At 30.1% G+C, this 1,950-nt stretch carries 1 protein-coding gene and 2 pseudogenes; 2 read left to right on the forward strand and 1 reads right to left on the reverse strand.

Annotated elements, in window-relative coordinates; translation table 11 throughout:
* Positions 1-582 (reverse strand): annotated as a pseudogene (locus HG1285_RS03425) (malate dehydrogenase); the annotation flags it as partial.
* 102 nt (positions 583-684) lie between these two features.
* Between HG1285_RS03425 and HG1285_RS03420 the strand changes: the two are divergent.
* The gene (locus HG1285_RS03420) at positions 685-1,605 is read left to right on the forward strand and encodes a folate-binding protein YgfZ (protein ID WP_008288872.1); all 921 of its coding nucleotides are present in this window, start codon (positions 685-687) and stop codon (positions 1,603-1,605) included.
* Positions 1,605-1,950: pseudogene (locus HG1285_RS03415) on the forward strand (KamA family radical SAM protein); the annotation flags it as partial. The gene HG1285_RS03420 and the pseudogene HG1285_RS03415, both read left to right, overlap by 1 nt.

Below are 1,950 nucleotides of genomic sequence, written 5' to 3' on the forward strand. Positions count from 1 at the left end.
TACCATATCATCACCGTGCCCACCTAAAACATAGGCATTTATACTTTTAACAGAAACATTAAGCTCTTGAGATATAAATGATTTAAATCTTGCAGTATCTAAGACCCCTGCCATTCCTAAAACTCTATTTTTTTCAAAACCTGTTATTTTAAATGCTGCATAAGTCATAACGTCAACCGGATTTGATACTACTATAACTATTGCATCTGGAGCAAACTGTTTTATTCTTTCAGAAACTGTTCTTATAATTCCAACATTTTTTGAAAGTAAATCATCTCTACTCATACCCGGTCTTCTTGGAAAACCAGCAGTAACTACAATAATATCAGAATCTTCAAGAGGCTCATATCCATCACCTTCAGGACTTACAGTAAAACCTTCAACATTAACATCTTTTCCAAGTGAAGTTGCCATCTGTTTTATATCAAGGGCTTTTCCTTTTACAATTTCAAATACTTTATCTTCAGTTTTCCTTGCAAGGTCAAACATTCTAACATCTGCAAGCTCATTTATAGCAATAATATTTGCAACGTGCTCTCCAACATTTCCAGCTCCTATGATAGAAACGACAGGTCTTGACATTAGACTCCTCCATTTGCGTTAAATCATATTAAAGATTTGATAAATAGTCTATAATTTAATAAAAAATTTGTCAAACAACGTTTGATTTTGAGAGGTTTAGAGGTGAACTGGATAAAATTAACAAGAGCTAAAATAAAAGTTTATGGAAAAAAAAGTAAACTTGCAATTAAAGGAGTAGCAGAAGAACATAAAGCATTTTTACACGGCCTTTTTACAAATGATATAAACGGTCTTTTGCCTGAGCATTTTAACTATAATCTAAGGTTAAACGGAAAAGGTTATCCTGTACAGGATTTTTTTGTTTATAACTTTGGCGAATACTTTATTTTAGATACCAAAGAAAATGCAGATAAAGTGATTGAAGAATTTACAAAACTTAAACTTTCAATGCAGGTGTTTTTTGAAAATTTAACACAGCAGAATGAACATATTTATATTTTTGGAGAAAATACAGACAAATTTGTGGAAGAAAATTTTAATATTTCACTAAAACCTTTTGAGTTTAAAACAGTTAAAAACTTTACTATTGCAAAAAATTTTTTAAGAAATGGTGAAAATGGATATGACTTTTTTGGTAATTTAGAAAAAGTTAAAACTCTGCTTCCAAAAGAAAATGAAATATCACAGGAAGAATTTGAAAATATAAGGATTAAAAACTGCATACCAAAAATACATAAAGAGTTAAAAGAAGGATACCTGCCCCTTGAAACGCCAATAACTCCGTACGCTATAAGTTTTACAAAAGGATGTTATGTAGGACAGGAAGTAATTGCAAGGGTACATTACAGAGGAAAACCCCCAAGAACTTTAGCAAAGTTTGAAGTTGACAGGCAAAAAATTAAAGAAGGTGAAAAAATAATTGATGGTGATAAAAAAATAGGAGAAATAACCTCTGTATCACCTGTTGAGAACATAGCTCTTGGATATATTTTAAAAGCAAAACTAAATGAAAGAGAATTTGATACGGAAAATGGAAATAAAATCAAACTTAAAAATGAGTGTGAAATTAAACAGTCTAAATAATGAGAATCCTTAAAGAAAATTTCTGGAAAAAAATAGACGCTTTTAAAAATGTAGATAAAAAAAACTGGGAAAGCTGGAAATGGCAGATAGCAAACAGGTTAACCACTTTAGAGGAAATAAAAAAAATATTTCCTGTTTCAAAAGAGCTTGAAACTGCATTTTTAAAAACAACAGAAATTTTTCATTTTGGAACTACTCCCTATTATCTATCTTTAATCAAAGAGTTTTCCTATGATAACCCTATTTTTAAACAGGTATTTCCAAGTTTAGATGAGATAGACAAAGAAAAACAAAAATACTCTTACGAAGACCCTTTTTTAGAAGATACATTATCACCAGTTTCAG

The sequence above is a fragment of the Hydrogenivirga sp. 128-5-R1-1 genome (genome assembly GCF_000171895.1).